At 35.5% G+C, this 26584-nt stretch carries 22 protein-coding genes; 11 read left to right on the top strand and 11 right to left on the bottom strand.

Features of this window, described 5'->3' with window-relative positions; all coding sequences use genetic code 11:
• Positions 1 to 2 precede the first annotated feature (2 nt).
• From EK417_RS02720 to DarG, 6 genes are all read right to left on the bottom strand, one after another.
• Entirely contained in the window at positions 3 to 1169 is a 1167-nt protein-coding gene (locus EK417_RS02720) for a beta-ketoacyl synthase N-terminal-like domain-containing protein (RefSeq protein WP_136521259.1), read from the bottom strand.
• A complete protein-coding gene (locus EK417_RS02715) occupies positions 1166 to 1594 on the bottom strand; it encodes an acyl-CoA thioesterase (protein WP_110367691.1) in 429 nt (142 codons plus the stop codon). Before EK417_RS02715 ends, EK417_RS02720 begins: the two co-directional genes overlap by 4 nt.
• Positions 1584 to 2852: an ABC transporter permease gene (locus tag EK417_RS02710; protein WP_136521258.1), complete on the bottom strand. Its 1269-nt coding sequence runs from the start codon at positions 2850 to 2852 to the stop codon at positions 1584 to 1586. Before EK417_RS02710 ends, EK417_RS02715 begins: the two co-directional genes overlap by 11 nt.
• Complete coding sequence (locus EK417_RS02705; RefSeq protein WP_110367693.1) at positions 2839 to 3597, bottom strand: ABC transporter ATP-binding protein; 759 nt, start codon at positions 3595 to 3597, stop codon at positions 2839 to 2841. Before EK417_RS02705 ends, EK417_RS02710 begins: the two co-directional genes overlap by 14 nt.
• Before the next feature lies 1 nt (position 3598).
• Positions 3599 to 4594, bottom strand: coding sequence for a BtrH-related acyltransferase DarH (gene darH / locus EK417_RS02700; protein WP_136521257.1), 996 nt, complete (start codon positions 4592 to 4594; stop codon positions 3599 to 3601).
• A gap of 61 nt (positions 4595 to 4655) precedes the next feature.
• Positions 4656 to 5060, bottom strand: a complete 405-nt coding sequence (gene DarG / locus EK417_RS02695) for a flexirubin biosynthesis protein DarG (RefSeq protein WP_110367694.1) — start codon at positions 5058 to 5060, stop codon at positions 4656 to 4658.
• A gap of 299 nt (positions 5061 to 5359) precedes the next feature.
• On the opposite strand from DarG, the gene EK417_RS02690 reads away from it, so the two are divergent.
• A complete protein-coding gene (locus tag EK417_RS02690) occupies positions 5360 to 5539 on the top strand; it encodes a bacteriocin-like protein (protein ID WP_089695162.1) in 180 nt (59 codons plus the stop codon).
• A gap of 431 nt (positions 5540 to 5970) precedes the next feature.
• Here EK417_RS02690 and EK417_RS02685 read toward each other — a convergent pair whose 3' ends face one another.
• Genes EK417_RS02685 through EK417_RS02665 form a run of 5 tightly spaced genes read right to left on the bottom strand, consistent with a single transcriptional unit; the run spans position 5971 to position 12604 of the window.
• The gene (locus EK417_RS02685; protein ID WP_110367695.1) at positions 5971 to 6414 is read right to left on the bottom strand and encodes a hotdog family protein; all 444 of its coding nucleotides are present in this window, start codon (positions 6412 to 6414) and stop codon (positions 5971 to 5973) included.
• A 7-nt stretch (positions 6415 to 6421) separates the two neighbouring features.
• Positions 6422 to 6853 (bottom strand): hotdog family protein, encoded by a 432-nt coding sequence (locus tag EK417_RS02680; protein WP_136521256.1) that lies wholly within the window; start codon positions 6851 to 6853, stop codon positions 6422 to 6424.
• Positions 6853 to 7992 carry a dialkylresorcinol biosynthesis protein DarB gene (gene darB, locus EK417_RS02675; RefSeq protein ID WP_089695170.1) on the bottom strand — a complete coding sequence of 380 codons (1140 nt, stop codon included), beginning with the start codon at positions 7990 to 7992 and terminating at the stop codon, positions 6853 to 6855. The genes EK417_RS02680 and darB overlap by 1 nt, the downstream gene beginning before the upstream one ends.
• 1 nt (position 7993) lies before the next feature.
• Positions 7994 to 8908 carry a dialkylrecorsinol condensing enzyme DarA gene (locus EK417_RS02670; RefSeq protein WP_136521255.1) on the bottom strand — a complete coding sequence of 305 codons (915 nt, stop codon included), beginning with the start codon at positions 8906 to 8908 and terminating at the stop codon, positions 7994 to 7996.
• 42 nt (positions 8909 to 8950) lie between these two features.
• Entirely contained in the window at positions 8951 to 12604 is a 3654-nt protein-coding gene (locus EK417_RS02665; RefSeq protein ID WP_136521254.1) for an MMPL family transporter, read from the bottom strand.
• Positions 12605 to 12795: 191 nt separating this feature from the next.
• Here EK417_RS02665 and EK417_RS02660 point away from each other — a divergent pair, with 191 nt between their 5' ends.
• The 10 genes from EK417_RS02660 to EK417_RS02615 all read left to right on the top strand — a co-directional run bounded on the left by EK417_RS02660 (position 12796) and on the right by EK417_RS02615 (position 26581).
• Positions 12796 to 13803, top strand: a complete 1008-nt coding sequence (locus tag EK417_RS02660) for a hypothetical protein (RefSeq protein ID WP_136521253.1) — start codon at positions 12796 to 12798, stop codon at positions 13801 to 13803.
• Position 13804: 1 nt separating this feature from the next.
• Complete coding sequence (locus EK417_RS02655; protein WP_228457879.1) at positions 13805 to 14944, top strand: EpsG family protein; 1140 nt, start codon at positions 13805 to 13807, stop codon at positions 14942 to 14944.
• A 203-nt stretch (positions 14945 to 15147) separates the two neighbouring features.
• Entirely contained in the window at positions 15148 to 18576 is a 3429-nt protein-coding gene (locus EK417_RS02650; RefSeq protein WP_136521252.1) for a T9SS type A sorting domain-containing protein, read from the top strand.
• Between the two features lie 277 nt (positions 18577 to 18853).
• A complete protein-coding gene (gene topA, locus EK417_RS02645) occupies positions 18854 to 21415 on the top strand; it encodes a type I DNA topoisomerase (RefSeq protein ID WP_136521251.1) in 2562 nt (853 codons plus the stop codon).
• Positions 21416 to 21785: 370 nt separating this feature from the next.
• Complete coding sequence (locus EK417_RS02640) at positions 21786 to 22088, top strand: hypothetical protein (protein ID WP_076595503.1); 303 nt, start codon at positions 21786 to 21788, stop codon at positions 22086 to 22088.
• A 352-nt stretch (positions 22089 to 22440) separates the two neighbouring features.
• Complete coding sequence (locus EK417_RS02635) at positions 22441 to 23070, top strand: helix-turn-helix transcriptional regulator (RefSeq protein WP_168801919.1); 630 nt, start codon at positions 22441 to 22443, stop codon at positions 23068 to 23070.
• A gap of 15 nt (positions 23071 to 23085) precedes the next feature.
• A complete protein-coding gene (locus EK417_RS02630; protein WP_136521250.1) occupies positions 23086 to 24417 on the top strand; it encodes a phage tail-like protein in 1332 nt (443 codons plus the stop codon).
• Between the two features lie 107 nt (positions 24418 to 24524).
• Positions 24525 to 24962: a transposase gene (locus tag EK417_RS02625; RefSeq protein ID WP_076595506.1), complete on the top strand. Its 438-nt coding sequence runs from the start codon at positions 24525 to 24527 to the stop codon at positions 24960 to 24962.
• The gene (locus EK417_RS02620) at positions 24943 to 25269 is read left to right on the top strand and encodes a hypothetical protein (protein ID WP_083688800.1); all 327 of its coding nucleotides are present in this window, start codon (positions 24943 to 24945) and stop codon (positions 25267 to 25269) included. The genes EK417_RS02625 and EK417_RS02620 overlap by 20 nt, the downstream gene beginning before the upstream one ends.
• Before the next feature lie 241 nt (positions 25270 to 25510).
• Complete coding sequence (locus EK417_RS02615; protein WP_076595507.1) at positions 25511 to 26581, top strand: formimidoylglutamase; 1071 nt, start codon at positions 25511 to 25513, stop codon at positions 26579 to 26581.
• The last annotated feature ends 3 nt before the right edge of the window (positions 26582 to 26584 follow it).

Below are 26584 nucleotides of genomic sequence, written 5' to 3'. Positions count from 1 at the left end.
TTTTAACATTTTTCCAGTACAACAGCCGCGTTGCAACCGCCAAAACCGGAAGCGGTCTTTAGAATATATTTAATCTCTGCAGTCTGGCTTTCTCTGATGATATTCAAAGGCTGGGTTACTCCCGTTTCTTCAAAATTCTTTGAAGGAAGCAGCGTGTTGTGAAGAGCACTTTCCATAGAAATAATACTTTCCAGAAGTCCGGAAGCACCCAGGCAGTGTCCGTAATAGCCTTTCATACTGTTGAGCGGAATATTCTGGAGATTCATTCTGTTGAAGGCAATGGCTTCCATTTCGTCGTTATATAGAGTAGCCGTTCCATGGGCAGAAATAAAATCGATCTGTTCCGGAGAAACATTCGCTTCATCCATTGCATTTTTAATACTGGCATATAAACCGTCTCCCGTTCTGGAAGGTCCGGAAATATGATTGGCATCATTAACGGCAGAGTCTCCCAAAACTTTAAAACTAAATTTTTCGTTTTTTTGGATTCTTCCTTCGTCAGAATGACAACCAGTTACATAAGCTGCAGCAGCTGCTTCCCCGATGTTGATTCCGTCCCTGTTTTTATCATAAGGTTGGCAAGGTCCGGAGCCAATCGCCTGAAATGAATTGAATCCTGAAATAACAAATTCAGAAAGTTCATCACCTGCCACTACAAAGGCATCTTTATATCTTCCTGCCTGAATCATATTCTTAGCAACAGCAATAGCCATTACTCCTGAAACACAGGCATTGGAAATAACAATAGGTTTTGTTTTGAATCCAAAAAAATCTGCTATTCTCTGTGCTAATTTTGATAAATAAACGCATTCTGGCAGCTCAGACTGATTTTTTAACAGGCTGATATTTCCTTTCGTGGTGGAAAGGATGAAAGCGGTTTCATCTGATAGGATATTTTTTTCAACAAGAGGCTGTAAGCTTACAAGAAGCATTTTCTCCAGCCTTGTGAAGTTGGGAATGTCATTCTGAGCGTAGTCGAAGAATCTGCTAAATTCTTCATTCAGTTTTTCAGAGTCAATCATAGAAGCATAAAAAGCATCCTGATTGTCTATAATTTTATGTAAAGCAACCCCTGATTGTCCTGCTGAAAGTGCCTTCCAGTTGGAATCAACATTGAAGCCCAAAGGAGTTACACAATTGTAGTCTGTGATATAAATTTCTTTTCTCATGATAATCCCATTTTATCTTTCCAGTTTTGAAAAAACTCCGGATTGTACAGGCATAAGCTTCCGTTGCTATCAAGAAACACCTGAATGGTTTCACCACTGCAAACCAATTGGTCTTCCTGATTGAAAAGCTCATATCTGTAAATAAGCTTGGCAGAAGCGGAATTGATAAACGTAGTTACAATTCTGAATGTTTCTCCATATTTTAACGGAAGAAAATGTTCACAGGTACTTTTTACGATAGGCGTTACAAATCCTGCATCCTGAATGTCAAGATAGGTAAGACCGTGCAGACGTCCGAAAGCTTCTCTTCCGTCTTCAAAATACACGATATAATGCCCATGCCAGACAATTCCCAGCGGATCTGTCTCATTGAATCTTACTCTGACTTCTTCAGTACAGGTTAATATATTTTCTTTAGACTGCATTTTGTTTTTTTTCGTAAAAAAGGGAAATAGCAACGGTGGCGATATAGAACAGGAAAAGAAAAATCAGTTCTTTAGCAATTCCACCAATTCCGCTGTTTCTTAAAATAATATCATAATAGGCATTCAGTCCCCAGTTCATAGGAGAGAATTTTGCAATGGTCTGCATGAATTCCGGCATTAAAAATACAGGAACCCAGATTCCGCCAATGGCTGCCAGAACCACTACGGAAGTGGCGCCAAATGGAGCAGACTGTTCCTGGGTATCGGCAATCGTTCCTAATAAAACACCAAATCCAATTGCTGCCAGCCCTGCAAAAAGTGTTACTGTCACAAGCTGAAACATTTTTCCGGATACATCAAAAGCCGGAAGATCCATATAAGGGAAAAGATAAATACCTACCGCAACCATCAGTAAAAACTGAATAAGGCAGATGATAAGATAGGTAAATGTTTTTCCTAAAATATGTACAAAATAAGGGGTAGGGCTTATTCTTGCTCTTACACTTGTCCCCTGGCTTTTTTCTTTTACCAGATTGATGGATAAAGGGACTACAATAAAGAATATGGCAAAAAGAGTCCATGCAGGAACGTTGTGCTGAACAGAATTCGGCATTACATCCATTTCTCCTTTCCTGGGCGTGATTTCTTTAAAGCTGATCAGGTTTTTATTTTCGTCAAGATTTTCCGTTGTTCCCAGCTGATCCTGGAATGCTTTGTAAATCTTTTTATTTTCAATCTCAAAAACCATTTTGTTGACAGAATTCATCACTGAATTTTTGAAGCCCACATTAGTTGCAGGATCAAAGTACAAATGAATTTCTTTCGCCTTAGGTGCAGCAGTTTTTACCTTTGCAGAATCTCCTTCCAGTCCGAATGAACTTACAATGGTCTGAACTTTAGAATCAATATTGGAATTTAAATCTTTCGTTAAATTTTCAGGAATGACAATCGCCATCTGATAATCTCCGGAAAAGACAGCATCCTGAGCTGATTTTTCATTGAAATTGGTTAGCAGCTGGAATGTTTTGCTGTTTTCCAGTTCTGCTTTTATGTTTTTTGAAACTTCAGATTTGTCCTGATCAATAAAAATAATAGGAATCTTTGATCCTTCAAGGTTTTTAAAGGTAGAATCCTGAATAAGGGTAATGGTGACAATCAAAAGCAGCGGCATCACAAAGATGATGACAATTCCTCCGATATCTCTTTTCAGCAGAAGGATTTCCTTAATAAAACTTCTCCACAGTTTATACAACAACATCTCTTAATTCTTTTCCGGTTAATGAAATGAAAACATCCTCAAGGTTTTCAGCACTTGCTACTCTGTTCACCAGTTCTTCAGGAGTTCCTACAGCATGAATCTTTCCATGATCGATGATGGCAATTTTAGTACAAAACTCTTCTGCTTCTGAAAGGTGATGGGAAGTATAAATGATACAGGTTCCCTGTTTGTTTAAATCCAGAAGATAGTCGATAATTGCTTTTTTAGACTGAACATCCACACCAACGGTTGGCTCGTCCAGAAAGAGAACTTTAGGGTTATGAAGTGTTCCTGCGATGAGGTTGCAGCGGCGTTTCATTCCTCCTGAGAATTGTCCCACCTGTTTGTTGGCAAATTTTGAAAGTCCCATGATTTCCAGTGATTCATCAATGGCTTTTTTAAGCGGGTTATGCTTTAAGCCATACAAACTTCCAAAAAACATCAGATTTTCTTTGGCGGTAAGCGTTGGATATAAAGCGTATTCCTGTGGAACGATACCGATAATCTGTCTTATTTTGAAACCATCCTTCTGAGGAGATAAGCCATTAATGGTAAACTGTCCTGAAGTAGGTTTTATCAATCCTGAAAGCATCGAAATCAATGTTGTTTTTCCGGCTCCGTTGGGTCCGAGAATTCCGTAGATTTCGTTTTTGCTGATGTTCAAAGAGATATCATTTACAGAAAACTCATCAGAATTTTTGTATTTTTTGTACAGGTTTTTAATCTCAATCATATTTTCCGCCATATCAGATTGCTTTTCTCAGTTTTTTATAAAAAGCTTCTTCCAGATCAGCAATGTGCAGCATCGTTTTTGAAAGTTCGTTGTAGATATTGCTTTTAGAGTTTCTGTTTTTATACACCCGGGCAATATCCACAGCAAAATCTCTCCAAAGATCACCAATAGAAGTTATTTCTTTTGATAATTCCTTAAGCTCTTCATTTTTAAGAATGACCGCCGCTTCCTGAAGAAACGCTCCGTAAATAAACCTGAATCCTCCGCCTCCGGTTCCGATTTCCTCCTGCATTCTGATCAACTGTCCCAAATAATGATTGGTCACTTTTGTTCCTTTCTTCTCAGCCCATTTGGGGATGCTTTTCGCTACCCATCTCATGGCTTTTACCCCAATAAGCGGTACGGGTGCGAGCATATTTTTACAGGTATCTTTAATTCCTTTTTTGATGGCTTCTTCAAGATTTACATTTTCCGGCACATAAACAGGGTAGTACATATGCCCTTTCGGAGGAAGTGCTCCTTTTGCATATCTTACTTTTTCCAGTTCGGCTTCGGAAAGGGATGTTGTATAATCCATCACGGGATCACTGATCAGAAATTTTCCGTCTTCTTTTCCGTACACCACAAGGTTGTGGGCATTGAAGTGGAATTTATATTCTTCAGGAAAATAAGTAAGGTTGAAAACGCCCACCTGAAGTCCTGTAGGAATGTTTTGTTCCAGATTTCTTTCAAGAGCTTTTTGGGCATCTTTAGGATTTGAGAATTTTTCTCTTTTGATTTTAATTCCTAATCTTTTGGCTGCTTTGCTGAAAATAGCACCCGGCATCGGACGATAGCTGAAGCCCGGAGCAAAATTCACCTTTAAAAAAGGAAGATAGACAAAAAACAATCCTGAACCGATCCCGAAGATCATAGGTTCGCTCAGTTTCAGACCTTTATTAAGCAGTAGATTAGAAGCAACACCGTTTTCGCAATGCGCAGTCTGATGGTGTTCAAAGTTTAATTTCATTTGCTGATTGTATCTTTTCATGGGCCAAATGGAACAGGCTTTATTGGAGCCTTATCTCATTTTATTTCCCGTTGAAGTTCTTTAATTCATCCACCGAAATACCGAAAGCATCGGCATATTTTCTCAGTGCATTTTCGCTTAGTGTTTTAAATACTTTTGGTTTAAAATGTCTTTTTACCCTCCATTGCCACATCCCTACATATGAAGCAAGAACGCCAATATCCATTTTGTTCAGTTCCATAAAATAAACAATGGGGCTTGCTGTATTATTGGCAACGCTTTGTTTTGCTTCCTCAATTCTTTCATAAATAAGTTCCATCGATTCATCCAGAGCAGCTTTTTTGGCATCCCAGCCTGTACTGTTTGCTGTGGTGTAATTGTCGTTCTCATCCGTCACATACAGAACTTCAGTCATGTTGGCGGATTTCAGGTTACTTTCGTCTTGAGGCAGATCTTGTTTTTTCATCTAAATAATGTTCATTTTTTTAGATTACAGATGGGAAATAGTCACCTGTTTTTTGATTCTTTTAATCAGGTGGCTAAAATAGTGAAAATACATTATATCGTTATCGTAATTACAAAAATCCACTATTATAACATTACTGAATGTTATGGTCTATTGAATCAATACCTGATTAAATTGAATTATGTTAAATTATAAATTTTGTTAAAAATGCTGATGATTAATAGTGTTTTGTTGGGTTTCTGGTTATTTTATTTATATTTGTTTGTCTCAATAATTAAAAAACTAATAAAACAAAAACCATGAAAAACTTAAGACAGCTTACAAAAAATCAGTTAAAAAAAGTAAAAGGAGGTTTAACTGCTTATATTTCGTGTGCTAACGGAACTAATGGGCAAATACGAAATGTAGGGGTTAATACCGATATCGCAACTGCTGCTGAGCAGATTTGCGGAGGCAATGATTATGAAGTTATTATCTAAAAATACTAAAGCTTCAATTAAGAAATATGCTGTTTAGATCCTAAGCAGCATATTTTTTTGTGTTTCTCCCTGACCATCAGAGTTTCACGGATTTCTCCAATGTTTCACGTGAAATAATTTATCTTATGATGAGGTTTTGTAAGTGTAATTTGTTGGTTATCAGTTGTCTTTCGAAAATGTTATAAGAGAGGGAATGAAGAAAAAATGTATATTTTTATTGTAAAGCTTTTGTAATCAATTCAATAGGAGTGGGCTTTAGCCCACTTGCAAAAAATGAAAAAATTCAACTGGCTTTAGCCAAAACATATATTTTAAACACAATGGGACAAATGAGTTGCACGAATTTTCACAAATCCATTTAAGATTAATATTTAGAACAAAAAAAACTGTACGTTTTGTACAGCTTTTCTATATCTATGTTCAATTGATCTTTACGATTTTACTTCCTGAATAAACAGGTTGATTTCTGCTCTGATCAATAATTCATCATGAGTAAAAGTTTCACAGAAAATGTGGCAGATATTCTCAAATTGTGAGATAAGTGATGCTTTGGAAATGATTTTATCATTTACTTTCGGAAGGGCGAATATCTCAATCTTCTTGATATTGGTAATGAACCCGATTACTTTTGTATCGGCTTCAGGATTTTCGAAGAAGCTTTGTCCAAGAATAGATGAGCAGGTTTGGGCCATATTTTCGATTAAGCCGGCTTCTGCAAGCTCATTGTTGTGAACAAATATATTATCTTCTTTTATTTCAAAGGAAGTCACCACTTTTTCTTTGGTCAGTTCAAGGATATAATCTGCCATCAGCATCGGTTCACGATGTGGTAAAAAGTTGTGTATATTGATGATATTTTCTTCCTTTATTTCCATTTTCAGTTTATTTTACAGCGGTTTTCATTTGAGATTTCGCAATCACTTCACCGTTCAGTTTCGTAACGATATCTACCAGGGTTACTCCCATTACTTCGTTAAGGATGGTTACCTCAGATTTCAGATGATCTCCTACTTTAGGCAGTATTTCAGCCTCAAAAGATTTAATGGCTCCGATATACCCGGTGGGAGCATCTTTTCCCAGCAGATAATATTTATATCCGGTATGCAGGGCAACACTCTGCGCCTGATGCTCAATCAGTCCCGAAGCCTGGAATTGTCCGTCCTGGATAAAAAGGTTGTCTTCCTTTATCTCAAAACCGGATAAAAGGTGGCTTTCAGAATATTTTGACAATTCATGAACCATTACAAAAGGAAACCTTTGAGGAATAAGGCTTTCTACAAAATCTTTATCGGATGTGGGCAGTTTGTTCTCCATTAGCAAACGGTTAATAAAGCACAAGAATAAGCGAATCTTCCACTTTCAGGAACACAAAGAAGTACTTTTTCTCCTTTTTTTAGTTTTCCTGAATTCATCAGCTCTTCAAGGGCAATAAATATAGATCCTGCGCCGATGTTTCCAACCTCAGAAAGGTTATAGAACCATTTCTCTGCAGGGAAGTCCATTCCTTTTTTCGCAAACTCTTCTTTCAGTCCGTCTTTAAAGTATCCGGAAGAAATATGAGCGAGTACGTGGTCTATTTTTTCAGGATCCAGATTATGTTTATCGAAAGATGATCTTAAACTTTCAGCTCCTTTTACCAGAATGTATTTATCAAGGATTTTGGTATCCTGTTTAATGGCAAAAATAGATTGCTTCAGCCATTCATCAGAAGGGTAGTCTGCCCATGATTTCAGGCTTCCGTCTTCCAGTTTGTCGCATCCGGCATACATACATGCTTCAATTTCGTGTGCATAAGAATAGAAATCAATGAATTCTACTTTTAAAGAAGTGCTGTTTTCTCTCGGTTTATTTTCTAATAAGAAAGCTCCTGCTCCATCAGAAAGCATCCATCTCAGGAATTCTCTTTTGAAAGCAATAATAGGTCTTTCCTCCAGTAATTTTAAATTTTCAGCTTCATGGTTGAACTTGTCAGCAGTCATCCACGCAGACATTCTTTCTGAGCCTGCGCATACTGCATTTTCCTGTACACCGGCTTTTACGGAAAGGAATCCATAGTTCAGGGCATTCATCCCTGAGTTGCAAAGACCTGTTGAAGTATTAATTTCAATAGATTTTCCGATGTTCAGTTCACCGTGTACCATAGAAGCGTGGGAAGGCTGGATCTGGTCCGGTGAAGTAGTTCCTACAGATAATAATTTCATATCTTCCTTTTTGAAATTTTCATCAAAAAGTCCTTCGATTGCTTTTGCAGTAAGCTGCGCATTAGAGTGTGTAGGGTTTCCTTCTTTGTCTAAAGCGTAGTATCTTGTGGTAATTTTATTATTTCTCAGGATAAGTGATTTTGCTTTAGATGGCGCATCATTGATAAGCCCAAGATAAGTCTCCATTTCATCATTCGCTACCGGCTCATTGGGTAAGTATTTTGATGCTTTTGTTATAAATACGTCGTACATTCTATTTTAAATTAATTCCTTGTAAATATCTTTTTTGTTTTTGTCTTTTAAACCAAAATATAGGGGTTGTAAGCAGGTGTAAAACCAAAACGACAGGTGAAATAATCCATATCGCTGCCATCAAATATACCTTAAAGAATTTTATCAGCAATGGGCGTTTCTCTTTTTTCTTGATAATGAGATTAGACCACACTGTAAAAATTTTGTTTCCTACCTTCTCTACACGTACCAAAAAAGGGCGTATTTCAATGGCTCCGTTTTTCACAAGATCAGGCTGAAGATTATTAAGGTCGTTATTCTTAAAATGTCTTTCAATAATCTCGCCATACTTTACAGAACCTGTGATTTCTTCATCGGAAACTCCTGCAGCAGGAAGCATTCCTGATTTTTCTTTCTGACCTGTGGTGAGCCATCGGAGAATGGTTAATACACTGGTATAATTGTCGTGTCTGTCTACCAAAGCAATATTTCCTACCAGCTTAGCCTGTAAATCTCTTAAGTAAACCTTTAATTTTTCCTGGGAAAGCATCCACATATTTCTGGTTCCTGAGATGGTGACTACCGGAGTACCTTTAAGAATGCGGCTTGCATATTCGCTTTTTAAGAAAGAAATAATAGGAATGGATGGTGTGAGATACCATACCTGATAACCAAACAGTATAAGGTCATACTTTTTGTTCAGAATTTTTTCCGAAGGAGGCAGGATTTCTTTTGGAATCTGTAAATAAGATTCAGGAAAAGTGTTGAAAAAGACATCGCCTGGCCAGGGAAAAGGAAAATCTTCCTTGAGCTGAATGTTGTAATACGTAATATCATAAGCCTCCTTTTTAGCTTCAAAAGGTTTGGCTATATTTTTCACGATATCTTTGAGTTGCCCGGTTTGTGAATAATATATGACAAGTATATTTTTCTTCATTAGTTTTCTTTAGCGTTTACAAAAATATGTTTTTCATATTTATTATTTAGTTTTAAACACTTTTAATGATTCAGAACTAAATTTTAGTGCATAATTATCATTTACAGACGAAGTGTTTTTTGTATTTACAAAAATGATCGTCTCTGGCAGATTCTGATTTTCATTCAGGGTAAAGTGTTTATCCGAAATCAAAAGAACATCAATCTTTTTGGTCACCTCAGAAACATCTTTTATATACTGTATCTTTCTTCTTTTTACCAGATAGCTGTGCGAAGCTATTGCTCTTTTTTCATCACTTTTTATCAGAGAGAAAATTTTTCGGCTGGCCTGATATAAAGTTAACAGAGCATCTTTTTGTCCAAAATCATCAGCCATATGAAGGATATTGGCTTCATTGGAAATATGTTTGTTCAGCTCGAAATATACGGATTTGTTGGCATTAAAGTCTTCTTTTACTTCTTTTACCACTTCGCTGTCTTTATACAGATAGCTCAGGAATAATTTCTTTTTAAAATAATTTTCATCCTCAATCTCTTCACGCAGTTTGGCAAATTCTTTTCTGAAATAGGCGTTGATCTTCTTTGTTCTCTCAGAATAATTTTGTCCAAAACTCATGTCGTCTTTGCTGACTCTGTTGCCTACTTTTACGGTAATACTTCCGTCATAGATAATGAAATCTCCTTTCGGCAGCACCTCAGAATTTCCGTGGATGTAGAGCGGAAGAATATCCAGCCCGAACTGCTCGGCAAGATAAAATGCTCCCTTATGGAATCTTTTCACATCATTGGTGTAGGAACGTTCTGCTTCCGGGAAAACAACCAGAGAATATCCCTGTTCTACTTTTTCTTTCAGTTTGTCCATTCCATTTTCGATTCCCTGCGAAACAGGGTAAAAGCCCAGCGCTCTTACCAGTTTCCCAAAAACAGGAGACTGATACACCCAGTCATTCACCAGGTAAATGATTTTATGAGTCGCCATTGCAATAGCTAACGTATCCAGAAAGGAGGTATGATTGGCAATGATGACAGCGGGTCTACTGAAATCCTCAGCTGTATTTTTAATGACCTTCTTCTTTACAAATGGATTAGAATAAAGGACAGAAGTTAAAAATCTGGCTAAAATAAGCTTGATAATATTCAATGTCGGTCCTTTGGAGTTCTTAACAAAGAAGCTGCCAAATGCTGAAAATATGATTCCCCCAAGTCCGTAATATAAAAATGATAAGACTGAATTTAGGAACAATCTCAAAGTAATTGGAGAAAGACCTTTTTTGGCCCGGTTGGTAATGAATAATCTGAACCAGAAAGGATATAGGGTAGAAGTAATGATAATAACGGAGAACATTCCTATGAGAGCAACTAATGCTAAAGAATGCAGTGCCGGATGTTTGGCAAAAATCAGGGAACCAATTGAAAGGATGGTTGTGAAAACAGCCAGAATAATAGAAGTTCTATACGTAGGTAATTCATTTTTTCCTGTAGTATGTTCTTTTTGCATAGCTTGGGTAAGGAAAATACTGAAGTCGTCTCCCACTCCAAATACCAGTGTACATACTACGGTGCTGAAAATATTTAATTCTAATCCTAAGAAATAAAGAATTCCGGCCGTTACAACTCCTGTTAGAACAATCGGGAACATGGTAAGAACCGTTAATTCAAAATTCCTGAAGAAAACGATGATGGTTAAAATGATCGCAAGAAGAGAATAATTGATCAGGGTATTGAAATCCCTTTTCAGCAGGCCAAGAAAATTTTCGTTCATCTGCTGGCGGTCAATGGCTATGGCATCATGCTTCTTTTCAATGTCTTTAATGAAAGTGTCTCGTTTTTTTTCGTCTACTTTTACCACATTGGAAACCGTATAGAAACCATTTTCGTTGCTTATGAATTCTGAGATCTGAAGCGCTTTCACTTGTTGATAATCTTTCAGACTTAATGCGGTGTAGCTCTTATGCAAAGTTTCATTGAAATTATCAAAAGCAGAACTGTTGAAACCCAATTTATTTCCATTGCTCACCAGTTCGGAAATGGTCTGCTTTTTCTTCTGATCATTCCAGAAACGGTTCCATTTCTCAATCTTTTTTTGCTGATCCTTTTCAGAAAGGACTATACTTCCGATAGAATTATAGCTTAAAATCTTACCTTCTTTCTTCTCTTTTTCAAGGAAGCTGCTCAATTCAGAATTTCTGGTTAATGCTTGTTCTGCTGAGTTTCCATAAGAAATAGTATAAATAGATTTGGAAGTAATATCAGAAAGTTTCTGAAGTTTTGCTTCGCTGATTTTTAACTCTTTTGGGATATAATTCAGGTCACCAATATCTTCATTAAAACCTACATGCCTGAAACCGAAAAGGCAGGCAAGAATAATAATAGAGCATCCTATAATCAGAGGCTTGTTTTTCTCATAGGGATAAGACCCGATCCTGTCAATAAAGTTTGTATTGAGATGTTCTCCTTTTTCTTTTGGCTTGTAAAGCTGGGGAATGATAATTAATGCTGTGATTGAAGAAAGAATCACTGTAATGGCAGCAAACATACCTAAGTCCTTCAATGCTTCCGAGCGAACAAAGATCAGGCATAGGAATGAAACAGCTGTAGTTGCACTACTCAATATAATGGGCTGGGTGATCTCTTTGTAAAGCTCTTCAATATTATTGTTGTGCTTATAATGGGTAAGAATATGCAGGGCATAATCAATGGTAATTCCAATCAGAATGGCTCCCACACTTAATGAAATTGCCGAAATCTTATCTTTAATAAAATAAAGGACTAAGAGAGCAAGCAGTACTGAAAATACGGTGGGGAGAAATACGATGATTGGAGTGAAAATATTTCTGAAATAATAGATCAGAAGGATTAAAAGAACCGTCATGGAAATGACTACCGTGTTCTGAATGTCTTTTTTGATCTGCTTCGCATTGGCCACTGCAATCACCGGAGAACCGAAATAGCTGATCTCTGTTTTTCCTTTGAATTGTTTGTTGATTCCGTCTTTGATGGAATTAAGCTGATCTATAAAGGCTTCATTAGCCTTCGTATCATTACTTTTGTTTTTAGGATCAATGAAAAGCAGGAGGTTCTTGCCATCTTTCGTTACAATATAGCTGTCTTCAAGTTTGAAATCTTTGCTGATGTTTAGAGCATTTAATTTTTTGATTCCCAGAAAAGTCAGTCCCAGAGGGTCTTTTTTAATAAATTCTTTGGTAACAAGACTTGTAGGAGAAACCAATGATATATAATTATCCTCTACCTGTCTGGCAATGCTGTCCTTCTGAAGTTTCTTGTCAATTTCATTATAATCACTATCATTAAGGAATAAAGGTAAATTTTGATTAACAAAATCAAAGGTTTCGGAGATTTCGTTATCATTCACTTTGCCCTGAACAGAGCCGATGTATTTTTGTAACGGATCTGTTTTTTTCAGGAAAGTATCTGCCGTTTCAGAAAGCTGGAAGCTGTCTTCACTGGATTTGTTTTCAATAATAACAATAATCTTATCCGAAAAATTAAGCTGTTTCAAAACCTTTGCAGTGAGATCTGACTTTTCATTTTTAGGAATAATCTGATTGATGTCTTCCTCAAAATTGATCTTTGACGCAAAGAAAATGCATAAAACGGCAATTCCAAGAGCTGTCAGTACAGATAGAATTTTATTTTTGGAAATCAGATAATATAAAAATATAAAAAAGCGATGCATTGCATTTAAATCAAGTCTGCAAATTTAATTTTTTAAGCATTAGTTCAAAATAGTTAGCGATAAGTTTTAACTGAAAATCAATAAAATATTCTAGGAAGAATGAAAAAATATTCTACTTTTGCAAAAGTTCCCTTTTGAAAAATGTATTTTAAACCACCATTATTATTAAAAAATAAGAATCTGTTTTAGATATGTTGAAAAGAAATGATGAAAAAATAAACGGATTTCTATTTGTAATAGTACTTCCGATTCTGTTGTTTGCCATGTCTTATTACGGATTTGAATCTTCCTACACAAGACTGAAAACATCAGAGACAACCCCTGATTTTTTATTCTCCTCGGTATATGCTTACAGAGTGATTCCTAATTATCTGAGTGTACAGATGACAGATTTGATGTACAATCTGATCAACGGCCCACTTTCTTTCTTCAAAGATTTCTTATCAAAAAACGGAACCCCTTTTTATCATGGGCTTTTCCTGATGAACAGTGTGTTCTTTATTTTGTGTTCTTTGACTTTGAATGCTATCTTCCGGATGAAATCAACAGGGCTTTTGCTGAACCTTAATGCAAGGAGAATTATTCATCTTCTATCTGTGTTTTTTATTGTGATAACACAGTATGCACCTACAAACTGTGATACCATTGCACTCTTCTGTTATCTGGCAGGCGTGTTTTTGACTCTTAAATATGTAGACACAAGAAAAAAAGTTTTCTATTTTATTCTTATTGGTCTTATCGGAATCTCTACTTTGGTAAGAGAAACAGCCTGCCTGAATATTGCTTTTTTTGCTGCAGTTTTTTTCAATATAGATGAGTTGAAAAAAGGAAATTATCAGGTTGTCTGGAAGATTATACCACTGGTTGTTGCTTTTCTGATTCCTTATCTGGGGTTGAGAGCCCTGCTTGTTCAGGATGAAACTACTTTTGTGGAAGGGTTTTATATTAACAGAAATTTTTCCAGTCCTTTTAACCTTGCAGGATTAACCTTTGCATTAATAGTGATTTATTTTATATATGGTCTTTGTACTGAAGAAGAAAACAGAAGTGTTTTTGGAAAGTATTTTTTCTTTTCCATTCCTTATCTTCTTATGATTACTTTAGTAGGGCTTTTCTGGGAAGTGAGGCTTTTCCTGCCACTAATTCTGACCGGGATAATTACAGCATATCATCAGTTTAAAAAAACATCAGAGATTTAGCATGAGTTTACTACATCCATATTATATAATTGCAATCGTCTACATGCTGTTCTTCAGTATTCAGGAAGTGTATGGGAAGAAGGTTGATAAAAAGTGGTTTTGGTTTCTTGCTGTTTATTTTATTATTATTGTTGGTCTCAGAGACCATGTAGGTCCGGATTACGGAAGTTACAAGGGAATTTATATTTACTCTGATACCAAAAGCTACTACAGTATCTTTATGAAGATGCTCCATATGGAAGGCACGGAAACTTTGGATGTAGAATGGCTATATACTTTGATTAATAAAGTACTTCTCAACTTTTTTGATGCGCCTTTTTATATGTTAACACTGGTTATTGCTATTTTTGCGATGATCTTTAAAGTAGAATATACAGAAGATAATACTTTTTATCCCTTTACTTTTACCCTTTTCATGTTTATTCCCAACTTCTTTATCGGGGAAAGTGGGCAGATCAGACAAAACCTGGGTACTTTTATCGTTTATTTTGCAATACGGTATATTAAAGAACGAAAACTCTGGCATTATCTGTTTTTTATTTTTATAGGATCGGGTATACATAGTGTTTGTTATTTATTTCTGCCGATGTACTGGCTGGCTCGCGTTCCGTTAAATAGAACAGTGATGTTGATTATGATTGTAGGTTCTGTCTTTTTATCTCCATTTGAAATATACAGAAGCTTTGGTGGTTTATTAGATGGTATGGCCTCTAACAGTACGCTTGTAGAAGGATTCAACGGGTATATGGATGAAACGGTACAACGACTTAACGGAGGAATTGGGATCCCGGAGGTAATGATGGCTATCCTTACTTTCTTCCTTTTTGTTTTTGATACCAAGATGAAAGAGCTGTATCCCTACTATGAATACCATAGGAACTATGCCGTAGTTGGTATTTGTCTTTATTTTATTTTCAGAAATAACCCCATCTTCTCATCCAGACTTGCAGGAGCATTTATTGGGTTTTCGTATATTATTATTCCGAATGCAATGTATGTTGTTTCCGGAAGGATTAAAAATATGATATATGCATTTATTATTGCACTTGTTGTCTTTAATTTTGTTATCTTCTCTATATTTAATAATATTACAGCCGGACGATTTTCTATTGACCGTTATCAAAATCATATTCTTCCATAGAATTTTGTAGATTAAAATATTAAGGCAGCTTAAGGCTGTCTTTTTTTGTTTAAAGACTTCTTGTTATTTACTTTGTTTACTGGGTTTGTTTTGTGTTATTAATAACATAATTTAAATATGATGTTTTTATTTATATAATAAATCACTTTTTATTGAATCAGGCTTAAAAATTGCATTCATTAAAGACACTAAAACCCTAAGGTATGAAAAGGTTAGCTGGAAAATTAGCGGCAGTCATCTGCCTGATATTATTTGGAATCAGTTCCAAAGGTAATATCAAAGAAGATCTTCACTCAGTAAGACATATAAGAACAATATGGCTTACTGCGAATAAGGACTCATTGAATAAGCCACTGTATGAACTAATCCCATTATTTCTTCCGGATTGGAAAAAAGCACCTAACAGTTATATCTTTGATCCCAGTCAGAACAATGAAGGATTATTGATTCCTGTAAAAAAAGCCTATGCTATGTGGGAAGGAGGCGGATATCTTAACGGGACCGGTATTCCGGCTGGGACGGTAACTGCAGATGTTTTGTGGGAAGATGTTCATGGACTTATAAAATCCGGGGTAAATTACACTCTTGAAATAACAGGAGCGGGTCAGGATGCCAAGATAAAAGTGCCTGTCAATAAGGCAAAAAAAGGAAATGCGGTGGTAGCTCTCAAGGTAAACGGAGAGATTTACTGGAGTTGGCATATCTGGGTAACGGATGATCCTACCAATGGAGCTACCTATAGAAGTTTCAATAATATTAAAAGAATGAAGTCGGATGGCACAACAGAAGTTATCCCGGACTCCGACTGGAAATGGATGGATAGAAATCTGGGTGCCGTCACAAGTTCTATCACATCATCAGACTGGAATAGGAGCATTGGACTTCTTTACCAGTGGGGAAGAAAAGATCCCATTCCACCCTTGGTAACAAGAGGGAATGATTTCTATGAAGCTTCAGGATCCATAGGCAGAGTAAGGCATAGGGGAGCAAAAAATATGACCAATGCTGTAAGTATTGATGATCTGAGGAAATTTGTTCTGCTTTCCGCCGCGGAGATAACCAATAATATAAGACTTTCTGTAAAAAATCCATTGAGTCTTATTTATGTTAATAAAGATGATAACTCAGGTCAGGCTTACTACAATAATAACCTCAATCTTCCTGTTAATTGGTTTGGTAAATCAACAACTTTACCCAGTAACAGGCTTTCAGAGCTCAATCTTTGGTCTGATAATGCACAGGGGAAAATTGAAACCGTTTACAATACCGATAATAAAACAAAGCCTTACAGAGATAAATCCCCTTATGATCCCTGTCCCAATGGATGGCGTATACCTTCTATGCTGGTTGCAAATCTGGCTTCTCCCTCTTATGTGGATGATATCAGAATAGACTTTTCGCCTTTCGGAGTGAAAACCAATATGGCGAAAAATGTTTTTGAAACCAATAAATATCATATCATAAAGCCTACTGATACGGGAGTTCCGTCTTTCATGGCTGGATTTAGAATTTATCCTAATCTTGGCTTTGATCTTTCAGCGGTCGGTGGATATAATATGGGGGTCTTTCCCGGAAACGGACAGCTTATCAGAGGTGCTCATTTAGGACAATATAGTGATCAGCATCATATTGCATTGTGGACATCTACTTTGGCCCGATTGTTCGATGCTTCTCCTGCTGTTACCGTAAGAGGACTTTCCATGATTCCGGATAAAGGACAGCCTGATATTCCGGATCCTAACTATCCTGATATTAAAGGACGTTATTATTACTTTCCTATGTCCGGAATGTATACTTCAGATGCAAATGGCTGCAGATGTATAAAAGATCCGCTATACACTATTAATGATTATGATTTTCCAACAGAATATCTCCCTGCAGCTACAGAATACAAAGAAGGTTTCAATAACCCGAATACTTACCAGGTTGTTAAAAGCGAAACAGGTACCACTATTGAAATTCCGGTCAGTAAAGCGTTCTCCGTACAAAGCCAGTTGCTGGATAATATTGAAATATTAAATCCCTCCAATTTTAATAATTTAAAAACCAATGTGCTATGGACTACCAATACCGCTCTTATCAGTAGAATTTCAATGATCAATCCCTCACCTTCATCACTACAGGATATTGGTAATTCTAAAATATCTGTAGAAATTGCTCCCGATCAAAGCGGAAATGCTGTTGTAACATTGCATAATGGCAGTATATCTTCACCGGTCTATTGGAGCTGGCATATCTGGGTGACGGATTCTCCGGTAGAATCTTATACTTATACTACAGAAACTCCTGCGGCAGTTACAAATTATGTAAACTATGTTAACAAAGCTGATGTTGCATTACAGACTGTTTTTATGGATCGTAATCTAGGGGCAACAGATGTTTTTCCAAACGTAGCTAATCCTCAGGCACCCACTGCTGATGAACTGTTAAAAATACGTGCCTCTACAGGGTTGCATTATCAATGGGGAAGGAAAGACCCTATTCCTCCATTCCAGTATGCGGATAACAGAAGTTTTTATAATGTGTTTCTTGGAACTCCTGCTCCCAAAGGAGCTGTTTCGTATAGTACACTTGATCAGTCTGACTATAATGATCTTTCAGGAAATTATATAGTACCTTATAACACTTATGCGTCAGCATCAAATGTACAGGTAACCGATAAGCCGGCAGAAAGAATCTCCAAGATCCTGTCCTACTCTGTGAAGAATCCTCTGGTATACATGATCCCAAGTACTTTTGCCCCTTACAACAGTACAACACCTAATTACACCAACGGTACAGACTGGCTGGCACAAGAACCTAATTTAGCTCCTGACAGATGGGGAAGAGGAGGTAAGAAATCTCCTTTTGATCCTTGTCCTGAAGGATGGAGAGTCCCGGATCTGACGAGTGTTGCTCTGGTTTCAGGAGCTGATTTCGGACAGACACCATGGTATAAAAAAGATAAAAATGTAGCAACATCATACAGTATTGCCACTGATTATTCAGGAATAAGGGTGAGAAATTTAGCCAATGCTACAGTAGGGTATATCTTTAATAACTCGGTATATCCCATAGGAAGCTATCCGGATTCCGGATCAAGAGGATTCAGAAGTGTGATGGCCAATCAGACTGCACAGGGAACATTTAATGTGCTCAACTTTCAGTATCCGGCTGTATGGACTGCCGCTTTAAATTCAAATTACATTGGAAGATCTATTAATGTGCTGTTTGATGCAGCCTCTACAACCAATAGGATAATAGTATTTCATGATAATAATGATCCGTACTTCGGAACGGGATGCCGATGTGTGAAAATAGAATATGATGCCAATGGTAATGAAGAAGGTCCCGCATCAGGAATTAAGGTTATATCTAATAGTTCTAAGAGTGCTAAATTGATGAAAGTAAATGAGAAACCTAAGGTAGTTCAAAACAAAATTTCTCTATATCCTAGCCCTTTTTCCAATATTCTTTACATCAGGGCTGCGGAAGATAAAGAATACAGTTTTGAGATTTTTAATGCCTTGGGACAATTTGTACAATCGGGACATTTTATTAACAACCAGACAGATCTTTCCTATTTAACTGCCGGAGTTTATTTAATAAGAATAAATAATTCAGAAGCAATTGTGAAAATTATAAAACAATAGATCTTACAAATAAAGTATGAAAAGCAGAATAAGGTTTCTTTTTCTGCTTTTTTTATAGAGCAGGATATTTCTTACATCTATTATGTCTGATGAAAAATTCTATACCAATCAATATTGGTCATTGTATAACAGTCTAAAACCTATGCTGTAAAGGATTTGTTTCTTTAAAGAACTTGCGATGAAAGAGAGTATAAACTACCCTGATTGATAAATTAAACCCGTTTAACAAAAAGTATATAATAAAAAAGCTTTACTTTTGCAAAAATTTTTAGTTAGAATGTCGAAAAATTTAGTAATCGTAGAGTCCCCGGCAAAAGCAAAAACTATTCAAAAATATCTAGGAAAGGATTTTGAAGTGAAATCCAGTTTCGGACACATCCGTGATCTTCCTAAAAAAGGAATGGGGATAGACCTTGCCACATTTAGTCCTGATTACGAAGTTTCAGCAGACAAAAAGAAATTAGTAACCGAATTGAAGGCCGCCGTAAAAAAAGCCGATATGGTATGGCTTGCTTCCGATGAGGACCGCGAAGGAGAAGCTATTGCATGGCATCTTGCGGATGAATTGAAACTGAAGCCTGAAAACAGAAAAAGAATTGTTTTCCACGAGATTACCAAAAACGCCATTCTAAAAGCAATCGACAATCCAAGAGATATTGATCAGAATTTAGTGAATGCACAGCAGGCGAGAAGAGTGCTGGACAGAATCGTAGGTTTTGAAATGTCACCCGTTTTATGGAAAAAAGTAAAACCGGGGCTGTCTGCAGGTAGAGTTCAGTCTGTAGCAGTTAGGTTAATTGTTGAAAGAGAAAAAGAAATCCGTGAGTTTACGCCAAAAGCAAGCTTTAAACTTGATGGGATCTTTTTAAATAAAACAGAGCAGGAAATTGCTGCCAAACTGAAAAAAGATTTCGAAAAAGAAGAAGAAGCAGAAAAATTCCTGGAGCAGGCAAAAACTACAGAATTTAAAGTTCTGAATGTGGAAACCAAGCCAGGTACACGTTCAGCTTCGGCTCCGTTTACAACCTCTACATTACAGCAGGAAGCTTCATCAAGGCTTGGATATAATGTAACCAATACCATGCGTCTGGCACAGAGACTGTACGAAGAAGGGTTTATTACCTATATGAGAACAGACTCCGTAAACCTTTCCCAGGAAGCTATTGAAGGAGCTAAAAAACAAATCATATCAGAATACGGAGCAGAATATTCTTCTCCAAGAAACTATACTACAAAATCAGCTTCAGCACAGGAGGCTCACGAAGCCATCCGTCCTACAGATTTTGGAGTAAAAACCGTAGCTGATGCACAATTAAACAGATTGTATCAATTAATTTACAGAAGAACACTGGCTTCTCAGATGGCTAATGCCAAAATTGAAAAGACAGTGATTGAAATAGGAAATGCATCATTGCCGCATCACTTTGAAGCACAGGGAGAAGTGATCATATTCGACGGTTTCCTGAAAGCTTACGGAATTGTGAAGACTGAAGAGGAGGATGAGGAAAACAATGATAAGTTGTTGCCGAAAGTAAGTGTGGGAGAAGTCTTAAACTATAAAACCATTACGGCTACTGAAAAGTTTACAAGACCAAGTGCAAGATATACTGAAGCCGGATTGGTGAGAAAACTTGAAGAATTGGGGATTGGTAGACCCTCTACTTACGCTCCCACAATTCAGACGATTCAGAACAGAGAGTACGTAGATAAAAGAGAAATCGAGCCGCAGACCCGTGAAGTGATCAAAATGTCTTTAGCAAAAGATAAGATCAAAAAAGTAGTTCTTGAAGAGAAATTCGGTGGGGATAAAAATAAATTCGTTCCTACAGACATCGGTGAAGTGGTAAATGATTTCTTAACAGATAATTTCAGAGAAATCCTTGACTACGGCTTCACAGCAAGAGTAGAAGAAAGCTTTGACGAAATTGCAAGCGGTGATCAGAAATGGAAAGAAATGATGACCAATTTCTATTCAAAATTCCATCCAAGAATTGAAGATGTTGAAGAAAATGCAGACCGTGCAACCGGAGACAGATTGCTAGGTGTAGATCCAAAGACCGGTAAAAATGTTCATGCAAGAATCGGAAGATTTGGAGCAATGATCCAGATTGGGGAAACTGATGATGAAGAAAAACCAATCTTTGCTTCATTAATGACAGGGCAGAATATTGCAACGATTACTTTTGAAGAAGCACTGGAGTTGTTCAAGTTGCCTTTCGATTTAAATGAAGTTGACGGACAGCCTGTTTCTGTAGGTGTTGGTAGATTTGGACCTTATGTAAAATGGGGCGAAACATATATCAGTATTCCAAAAGGTGAAGATCCGCTTTCTGTAGATCAGAAACGTGCCGAGGAAATCATCAATGAAAAGAAGATTGCTGATGCTCCGATTGCTACGTATAAAGGAGAACCGGTAACAAAAGGATCTGGAAGATTCGGACCGTTTATCAAGTACAAAGATATTTTCGTGAATGTGCCTAAAAGATATGATTTTGAAAATCTTTCACAAAGTGATATCAATGAACTGATTGATGCTAAATTGGAGAAAGAAGCCAACCGATATATCCAGCAATGGGAAAAAGAAAAGATTTCCATTGAAAACGGAAGATGGGGGCCTTTCATCAAGTTCGGAAAAGCTATGTTCAAAATTCCGAAGAAAGCAGACGATACAAAATATGATGCAGAAGAATTAAAAGAACTTTCTTTAGATGAGGTTAAAAAATGGATTACAGATCAGGATCCTAAAGCTTTTGCAGAAAAGAAAAAACCTGTAGCTAAAAAATCCACTACAGCAAAGAAAACAACAGCTGTAAAAAGACCGGCGACTAAGAAGAAATAAACAAGCTCTAATAAAATAGAAAAGCACAGATTTTTGTCTGTGCTTTTCTATTTTTAGAATATCAGATATTATGTAAAGTTATGTGTTCTTAACTTTTTTATTGAGAATCACTTCAGAAAAATATAAAAATTAATAACGGTAATAGATGGAAAATTCCTATTATAGAGAATTATTATTTATAAATAGTTATTTTTACTTATTTTCGAATATATGCCTGTAAATGAAAGATATACTTGTAAACCCTTTTTTTTAGTGCCTCAACCATTTATTTCTAGATGGTGGTATTACAGAAAGTACAGTTCATAAACTCTTTAAATGGGAGGCGTATTTTGAAAAACCACACGAGTAAGAAAAACAAAACTATAAAATCATGTCAGAATTTAATTTTAGCGAAGAGGTTATCTCACAAACATTAGAAGAGACAAAAGGGTCACGCGAAGACAGTCAGGCAGATTGTTGTTTATCAATTGTGGAGTTAGATGTTAGCCCTGTCAACAGAACAGCTGGTTATCTTATTGTAACAGCACAATGTATATCAATTACTGTTCCGGAAATCTTTCTTGATTTAATTATTAAACGTGTTTTCAATTTAGGTAATAAACTTATCGGAACAGGTGTTTTTCTAGAATACATTTTGGGAGATTTGATTATATTTACAATAATTAAAGGATGAATTTAGGTGGTTTTTATTAATATTGTTATTAAACTTTAAATTATAATTAAATATGCTTAATGGTAGTCTTTCATATGCTAATATGGATAAAGAAGTGGAAGATGAAAAGAATTTTCTTTTTAATATCTATACGTTTGTTCTTATCATAATTTTCATTTCCAATTGTATTCTGAATTATTTCTTTCTTAAAGATTACACGTATGTAATAGTCTTTCTAATACTCATATTTATAATGTTCCTAACATTATTTTTGCCAAACAGTATTAGATTTAATAAAATATTAGTATTCCTAACATTTTATATTTTAGGTTTATTGACATTTTACTGTGACATAATTGCAGGAAAAGATGCTATGAACTACTTGTCGTATATTTCTTTGACTACAGCCATGAGCTTTTTTTTTAATTATAGGAAAGACAAGATTGCCATAATAACATTAATAGTTTCTTTTATAGTATTTTTCTTAATAAATTACTATACCAACTATTCTTTACTTCCAAATTTGCATCAAAATTTATCATTTACTGAACAGCATTATATAAGGTTTTATAAAACATTGGAAGTTGTTTTCTGTACTCTTGTTGCTGTTTATTTTATACATCGAAAAGAAAAAATCATTATAAGATATATTGTAGAAACAGAAGGTCTAAATAAACGCCTTAAAGAAAATAAGCAAATATTATCTAGGGATTTGTATGATATGGCAGTAAATAATAATCCATTATTTATCAGTTCGTTCAGCTCTTCATTTCCCAATTTCTTCAATAGTATTTTAAAAATTAACCCTCAGATTATTGCTCCCGAATTAGAAATTTGTGCTTTAATAAAGCTGGGATTAAGGACCAAAGAAATTGCCCAGGTAACAAAGTCGACGGTTAGGTCTGTTGAGAATAAAAAATATAGAATACGAAAGAAACTTAATATCCCTTCTGATGTAGATACAAATTTATTTATTATAAATACTTTCAATATTGATGATTAAAGCTTTAAAGTAGATATGAGTAGTAAATTAAGTATTAATAAGTATGTTTTTTTGCACTGCATTTTTTCAGTTTTTTTGAAATTTGCTGAAAATTATGTTATGAAAAAAATAATATTACCTATCACTTTACTCTTTCTTTTTGGTAAAGCGCATGCTCAGGTTGGGATTAATACAGTTAATCCACAAGGTGTTTTCAATGTCGATGGTGCAAAAGATAATCCATCAGCTGGAGTTCCATCAGCTGTACAACAAGCTAATGATTTTGTAGTAACTTCCTCAGGAAGTGTTGGGATAGGAACTATTGCTCCGGACAGCAGTGCAAAAATAGATATAAGTGCTTCTAATAAAGGAGCCCTGTTACCTCGTGTTGCTTTAAATTCAAACACAGATCAAACAACAATACTTTCTCCTGCTGTTGGCTTAATAGTGTATAATACAGGTGCTGGAGGACTTACAGCGGTTGGATATTTGTATTGGAATGGAAGCGAATGGAGACAAATAAGTAACTCATCTACAGCTATTGGTACACTTGGCTCTATAAGTTGTTCTGATGTTAGTTTAACACCTAGTACATATACTTCTGGAACAGCTTATACAGGAATCTTATCTATTCCTTATACAGGGGCAAACGGAGGTAATTATCCAGCCCAAAACATTGGTCCGGTGAATGGTTTAACAGCAACATTGTCTGCTGGCAGTTTTAACGTCGGAGCAGGTACTTTGAATTATACTGTTTCAGGAACACCAACTGTTAGTAGCCCTATCACAACTACTTTTCCAATCAATATCGGAGGTAAATCCTGTAATGCTACTGTTGGCCAGGGAACTACTCTTACCATTGGAGGGATTTCTGCAAATACTTATTATGCTAATTCTACAACAATGAATAATAGTGGAGCATATTTCTCTGCTAATGTTAAATATGGAGCCACGATGCCTATAATTGATGGTCTTCAGTTTGATGTAATATCGGTGGGATCTACTTACTATAAACCTATTCTTAAAAACATATCGGGTAATACTATTGTAGTTCATATTAATACAGCTGCTCATTCAGTAAATGAAGGTCGTCAGCTTATTGGTTTAAGTATTGCAAATGGCGTAGAGCAAGGTATAGATGCCAATGATATTGTATTTTGGACAGGTCCTTCATCCGGAACTTCAACAGCTCCTGTTAGTGGAACTAATTTTAATGCGGAGGTAACAGAATTATTTTTATCTGTAAGAGTTGCGACCGGAAATGGAACAACAATACCTGATACGTACAGATTCTATCGTTTTTTATACCAAATAGTGCAATTTAACGGGGAAAAAGTGTTGTTTACAACATTACAAAGGGTACTTTAACTGTTGTTGAATAATCCAAAAACATAAATTATACCTATTATAAGTAAGTTATCCCATTCCCATGATAGCTTACTTATAATTTATTGCCTTTATATAAATTTATAAAAATGACTATAATATCTAACTTTAAAGAAATTCATATAGGTTCGTATATTAAAATGAGAGTTATAGAATTGGAAATGGATATAGTGCGTATTTGTAATTTTTTTCATTGTTCAGAAACTGAAATAAAAGAAATGTATGAAAGAGAAAGTCTAGAATGTAACGTTCTTTTAAAATGGAGTAAACTATTGAAATATGATTTTTTCAGGTTGTATTCTCAACATATAATATTGTATTCTCCTCCAGTAAATAAGATTTCTTCTTCAAAAGAAACATTTCTTCCAAGATTTAGAAAAAATATCTATACTAGAAATCTCATAGATTATATTTTAGGACTTATTAAATCAGGAGAAAAAAGTGTAGATTCTATTATAAATGATTATGGTATACCTAAAACGACATTATATAAATGGAAAACTAAATATGATGAGAAACAGCCCTAATTATAAGAAGATTTATCATGATATTATTTTAAAAATATGCCCAGAGCGGGAAACAGAATTTAATTTTTTTTTAGAAAAGGAAAATCTTTTCTCTTGGGACATTGTTCGATTAGATAACTTAATCTTTCATAGCAAAGATTCGGATTCTATAATATTTGATCAAAGACATAGATCTTATGATGATGAAACAATTATTTATATAATCAATTATCAAGAAGAAAATAAACTCAATAATAGTCTTACTTCAAAATACTTTAGAATTAGCAAAAATACATTAACTAAATGGAAAAAGAGATATAAATCTTAAATGTATTTATTGGAATTCTGTTAAAAATTATTGAATGAGTGATATTTATACATATTTTAAAATGATGAATTTATATGTATACAAGATATAATTCTTATTAAACAATATATAGTATATAACCATCAACAATTTGTTGATGGTTTTTTGTGAACAAAAACATACACGTCTTACTCAGTTCCTGTGTTTTTTGTATGTTTGTTACATCAAGCAATTAATCAATTATTACAATTTAAAATAAAATATGGATTTCGAAGACTTTATCATTTCACCAAGAAATTTCAAAGCAGAAAGCTGGCAGATAGGAAATCGGATTACAAAAGATATCAGGGAAGACAGTATTGTTCTTTTATTTGTGTCAGATTATAGAGGCGTAGGCGGAGATGCTGAAGTACAGGACTTTACAGCAGTAAGAAAAGAATTTTATAAGCTTTCGCAGATGGACTTCGAAATTCCTGTTGTAGATCTGGGGGATCTGGTGTCTGGGAAATCCGTTCAGGATACTCATTATATTTTGCAGGAAGTGCTGTCGGCATGTCATTATAAAAGAGCCATTCCAGTAATTATTGGTGGTTCCAATGATTTTGCTTTCTCATTATTTTCAGCATTGAATTTTCACAAGAAAAGCATCAATTATACCCAGATCAGTAATATTATTTCTCTTCAGCAAGGAGAAACCATTAATGAACATACTTTTTTAAGTAAGATTTTTGGGGCGAAGAATTTTTCCATTAAAAATTATCATCATCTGGGGTATCAGAAACATTTGAATGAGATGGATTCTGTAAGACTCATCAAAGAAGTAGAGTTTGATATTATCAGATTGGCTGAAATGATGAATTCTACGGAAAAAACAGAACCTTTCTTCAGAAAAGCAGATCTGGTGACCGTAAATTGTGATGCTGTTGAAAGCTTTAGCGAACCTTTTTCCATGAATCCACAGGTAAATGGTTTGAACAGAAGAGAAATTTGCGCCTATATGAAAGAAATCGGGTTAAGTGAAAACCTTAAATCTGTAGGGATTTTTAATTATAATATTTATTCTGAAAACCAGCTGAACCATCAGCTTTTAGCCCAGATGTTGTGGTATCTGATTGAAGGGATCAATATCCAGCATTCCCATCCTAAAGAAAGGCATTATGAGATGTTTTATGTTTTGATAGATGACAGACAATATGCATTCAGGCGTGATACTTTCAGTAATTTGTGGTATTTTGGTGATGATGAAAATATAGAAAACTGTATTCCCTGCTCCAGAAAGGATTTTGATGAAGCTAAAAAAGGCTGGCTGAATGCAAGACTGACGAAAATTTAACAT

Source organism: Chryseobacterium candidae (assembly GCF_004916905.1).
In the GTDB taxonomy this organism is placed as follows: domain Bacteria; phylum Bacteroidota; class Bacteroidia; order Flavobacteriales; family Weeksellaceae; genus Chryseobacterium; species Chryseobacterium candidae.
This window is presented reverse-complemented; position numbering and strand designations above follow the sequence as displayed.

Excerpts from the sequence above, each read along its gene's own strand:
- EK417_RS02625 (WP_076595506.1), top strand. The coding sequence starts at position 24,525 with ATGACTATAATATCTAACTTTAAAGAAATTCATATAGGTTCGTATATT.
- EK417_RS02690 (WP_089695162.1), top strand. The coding sequence starts at position 5,360 with ATGAAAAACTTAAGACAGCTTACAAAAAATCAGTTAAAAAAAGTAAAA.
- EK417_RS02715 (WP_110367691.1), bottom strand. The coding sequence starts at position 1,594 with ATGCAGTCTAAAGAAAATATATTAACCTGTACTGAAGAAGTCAGAGTA.
- EK417_RS02705 (WP_110367693.1), bottom strand. The coding sequence starts at position 3,597 with ATGGCGGAAAATATGATTGAGATTAAAAACCTGTACAAAAAATACAAA.
- topA (WP_136521251.1), top strand. The coding sequence starts at position 18,854 with ATGTCGAAAAATTTAGTAATCGTAGAGTCCCCGGCAAAAGCAAAAACT.
- EK417_RS02640 (WP_076595503.1), top strand. The coding sequence starts at position 21,786 with ATGTCAGAATTTAATTTTAGCGAAGAGGTTATCTCACAAACATTAGAA.
- EK417_RS02620 (WP_083688800.1), top strand. The coding sequence starts at position 24,943 with ATGATGAGAAACAGCCCTAATTATAAGAAGATTTATCATGATATTATT.
- EK417_RS02655 (WP_228457879.1), top strand. The coding sequence starts at position 13,805 with ATGAGTTTACTACATCCATATTATATAATTGCAATCGTCTACATGCTG.
- EK417_RS02650 (WP_136521252.1), top strand. The coding sequence starts at position 15,148 with ATGAAAAGGTTAGCTGGAAAATTAGCGGCAGTCATCTGCCTGATATTA.
- EK417_RS02670 (WP_136521255.1), bottom strand. The coding sequence starts at position 8,908 with ATGAAGAAAAATATACTTGTCATATATTATTCACAAACCGGGCAACTC.
- DarG (WP_110367694.1), bottom strand. The coding sequence starts at position 5,060 with ATGAAAAAACAAGATCTGCCTCAAGACGAAAGTAACCTGAAATCCGCC.
- EK417_RS02660 (WP_136521253.1), top strand. The coding sequence starts at position 12,796 with ATGTTGAAAAGAAATGATGAAAAAATAAACGGATTTCTATTTGTAATA.
- EK417_RS02680 (WP_136521256.1), bottom strand. The coding sequence starts at position 6,853 with ATGGAGAACAAACTGCCCACATCCGATAAAGATTTTGTAGAAAGCCTT.
- EK417_RS02720 (WP_136521259.1), bottom strand. The coding sequence starts at position 1,169 with ATGAGAAAAGAAATTTATATCACAGACTACAATTGTGTAACTCCTTTG.
- EK417_RS02685 (WP_110367695.1), bottom strand. The coding sequence starts at position 6,414 with ATGGAAATAAAGGAAGAAAATATCATCAATATACACAACTTTTTACCA.
- EK417_RS02635 (WP_168801919.1), top strand. The coding sequence starts at position 22,441 with ATGAACTACTTGTCGTATATTTCTTTGACTACAGCCATGAGCTTTTTT.
- darB (WP_089695170.1), bottom strand. The coding sequence starts at position 7,992 with ATGTACGACGTATTTATAACAAAAGCATCAAAATACTTACCCAATGAG.
- EK417_RS02665 (WP_136521254.1), bottom strand. The coding sequence starts at position 12,604 with ATGCATCGCTTTTTTATATTTTTATATTATCTGATTTCCAAAAATAAA.
- EK417_RS02710 (WP_136521258.1), bottom strand. The coding sequence starts at position 2,852 with ATGTTGTTGTATAAACTGTGGAGAAGTTTTATTAAGGAAATCCTTCTG.
- darH (WP_136521257.1), bottom strand. The coding sequence starts at position 4,594 with ATGAAATTAAACTTTGAACACCATCAGACTGCGCATTGCGAAAACGGT.
- EK417_RS02615 (WP_076595507.1), top strand. The coding sequence starts at position 25,511 with ATGGATTTCGAAGACTTTATCATTTCACCAAGAAATTTCAAAGCAGAA.
- EK417_RS02630 (WP_136521250.1), top strand. The coding sequence starts at position 23,086 with ATGAGTAGTAAATTAAGTATTAATAAGTATGTTTTTTTGCACTGCATT.